General features: G+C 74.8%; 4 protein-coding genes. All 4 read right to left on the bottom strand.

The genetic code is table 11. The features are described from left to right. Positions 1-74: 74 nt before the first annotated feature. Positions 75-407: a cupin domain-containing protein gene (locus AB0C69_RS40620; protein WP_360361866.1), complete on the bottom strand. Its 333-nt coding sequence runs from the start codon at positions 405-407 to the stop codon at positions 75-77. 43 nt (positions 408-450) lie between these two features. Beyond that, a complete protein-coding gene (locus AB0C69_RS40625; RefSeq protein ID WP_360361868.1) occupies positions 451-1,653 on the bottom strand; it encodes an Ig-like domain-containing protein in 1,203 nt (400 codons plus the stop codon). A 129-nt stretch (positions 1,654-1,782) separates the two neighbouring features. After that, positions 1,783-2,562, bottom strand: a complete 780-nt coding sequence (gene pgl, locus AB0C69_RS40630; protein ID WP_360361871.1) for a 6-phosphogluconolactonase — start codon at positions 2,560-2,562, stop codon at positions 1,783-1,785. Continuing rightward, the coding region (locus tag AB0C69_RS40635) for an OpcA/G6PD domain-containing protein (protein ID WP_360361874.1) at positions 2,559-2,930 on the bottom strand (372 nt) is incomplete at its 5' end. The genes AB0C69_RS40635 and pgl, both read right to left, overlap by 4 nt.

Below are 2,930 nucleotides of genomic sequence, written 5' to 3' on the forward strand. Positions count from 1 at the left end.
GTCACCGCCGGGAGGGCGCTCGGCGGTCTCCTCGCCGCCACCGCCCTCGGCGCGGCCGGCGCCTCACCGCCCGGTCAGCCGGGCTTGGCCACGGTGAGCAGCACCGCGGCGTCCTCCAGCGCCTCCAGGCTGTGCCGCGCGTCCGGGATGATCAGCAGGTCCCCGGCGATGCCGTCCCAGGAGTCCTGGCCGGCCACCAGCCGCACGCGGCCCTGCATGACCAGGACCGTCGCCTCGCCGGGGCTCTCGTGCTCCGCCAGCACAGTGCCCGCCGTCATGGCGATCAGCGTCTGGCGCAGGACGTGCTCGTGCCCGCCGTACACGGTCTCGGCGCCGCGCCCGGTCGAGGCCGCGGCGGCGCGCTTCATCAGGCCCCGGACCTGTGCGTCCAACGAGAGCTTCTGCATGGCACCAAGTGTGCCAGTGGGGTCGCGGACGGCGCCGGTGGCCTCAGGCGAGGGGCGTGCCCATGACCGGCTCGCCCACCGCGCTGCCCTTCAGCCATGCGTCCCAGGACTTCGCCCACGGCGTCGGCCCGTTCCCGAACTGGAGCTGCCGCGACGTGCCGGTCACCTTCACCACGTCGCCCCGGTTGGTGAAGTCGTAGAACCACTTGGCGTCGCCCGGGGAGGCGTTCACGCACCCGTGGCTGACGTTGTCGTTGCCCTGCGCGTCGGTCGACCACGGCGCCGAGTGGACGAACGTCCCGCTGTAGGTGAGCCGGACGTTCCACTTCGTCGGGATCCGGTACTCGCCGGGGTCGCCGGTGGTGGCCGAGTCCATGACGATGTGCGCCGCCTTCTCCTGCGCGATCATGGTGCCGCTGTAGCTGTCGTGGCCCGGCTTGCCGAGGCTCACCTTCATCGTCCGCACCGTCCTGCCGCCGTCGGTGACCGTCGCCCGGTGCTTCTTGGCGTCGACGGTGGTGATGTGACGCGGCCCGACGGTGAAGCCGACGGTGCGGTCCTTCATCCCGTACATGCCCCCGCCGGCGTTCAGCCCCGCCAGGTGCGCGACGACCTCCACCTTCTGCCCGGACGGCCAGTAGTCGCGGGGCCGGAAGTCGACCTCCTTGTCGCCGATCCAGGACCAGGCGCCCTCGACCGGCTTGGACATGCGGACCTCGAGGGCCTTCTCCACCGCCGCCTTGCCGGCCTTGGTGCTCACCGGCTTGGACAGCAGCAGCTGGACGGGCATGCCGACGCCGACGGTCTCGCCGTCCAGCGGCGACATGCCGCTCTCCAGCTTCCTGCGCGGCGTCAGCGTCGTGAACGTCGACGTCGTCGTGGCCTGCTTGCCGCCGTCCCCGGTGGCCTTGGCCGTGACCGTGTACGTCGTGGACGGCCGCAGCGTCCACGACGACGTCCACGACTTCCTGTCGGGGGCGAGCTTCCCCGCGGCCTTCTCGCCCTTCTTGCCGTAGGTGACGGTCACGCTCGTGAGCGTGCCGTTGTCCGCCGTGACGGTGACCGGTTTGTCCGGGGCCGCCTGCCGCGTCCCGGTGGCGGGCGTGACGGCGAGCTTCACCGCGCCCCCGGCCTCGCCGCCGTCACCGCCCCCTCCTCCGCCGCCACCGGACGAGCAGCCCGCGGCGGCGATCACCGCCGCCCCGGCGACCGCCGCTCCCACCGTCCCGGTCCGACCCTTGAGCACCTGAGAACTCCTCACGCTCGACGCGGGTTTTCCCTTGGTGAAGGTATGCACGCTTTCGGCCGAGGCATGCGGGAGCACCGCTACTGTTCAGTCTTCTCCCAGGTGTACGGGCCTTACTTCACGCGGGGTTCAAGGGGCGATGACGCGCCCCGTACCCGGCGGAAGCTCGGACGCGGCGGCCCGGTCGAGCAGGAACAGGGTCCGGCTCCGCCCGCGGGCCCCCGCGCACGGGACGTGGAAGGGGTCCGCGTCCGGCGCCAGCCCGAGCCCGATGGCCTTCGCCTTGGACTCGCCCGCCGCCAGCAGCCACACCTCGTCCGCGGCGCGCAGGGAGGGGAACGTCAGCGAGATCCGGGTCGGGGGCGGCTTCGGGGCGCCCCGCACCGCCGCCACCGCTCCCTCGTCGCGCAGCGCCGGCAGCTCCGGGAACAGCGACGCCACGTGCGCGTCGGGGCCGACGCCCAGCATCACCACGTCGAAGGCCGGGACCGGTCCGCCCCCCGTTCCGGCGGCGGACCGCAGCTCGGCGGCGTACCGCTCGGCCGCGGCGTCCGGATCGTCGCCGTCCGGGCCGTCGGCCGCCGGCATCGCGTGGACCCGCGCCGGATCCAGCGGGACGTGGTCGAGCAGCGCCGCCCGCGCCCCGGTCTCGTTGCGCTCGGGGTCTCCGGCGGGCAGGAAGCGCTCGTCGCCCCACCACAGGTCGAGCCGGCCCCAGTCGACCGCGTCGCGGGCGCCGGAGGCGGCCAGCGCGGCGAGCACCGCCGTGCCGACGCCGCCGCCGGTGAGCACCACCGACGCCGTGCCCCGCGCCGCCTGGGCGTCGGCGATCCGCGTCACGAGCCGGGCGGCGGCCGCCTCGGCGAGCAGGGCCTGGTCGCGGTGGACCAGGACGGTCGGGGCGGTCACGCGTCCCCCGTCCTGCCGCGGCCCTTGCGCGCCGGCTGCTTCGAGTCCGCCTGCTTCGAGTCCGCCTGCCCGGCTCCCGCCCGCTTGGCCGTCGCCTGCTTCCTGGGCGGCGCGGCCGCGTCGGACGTCGCCGACACCGGCTCGCTCGCCACGCCCGGCTTCTGCGTCCCGCCCGCCAGGTCCTTGGCGAACCGGGCGGCGGCGTCGCGGTAGACCTCGTCGGGGTCGAGGCGCCGCAGCTCCTCGGCCAGCAGCTCCGCCATCGGCCGCCGCATCAGCGACACCTGCCGGTCGGGCTGGCCGGGGCGGCACAGCGTCGCGACCCGCCCGTCCGGGCGGTCGATGACCAGGTCGCCGCCCGTCGTCAC

The organism is Actinomadura sp. NPDC048032 (genome assembly GCF_040653175.1).
In the GTDB taxonomy this organism is placed as follows: Bacteria; Actinomycetota; Actinomycetes; order Streptosporangiales; family Streptosporangiaceae; genus Spirillospora; species Spirillospora verrucosospora.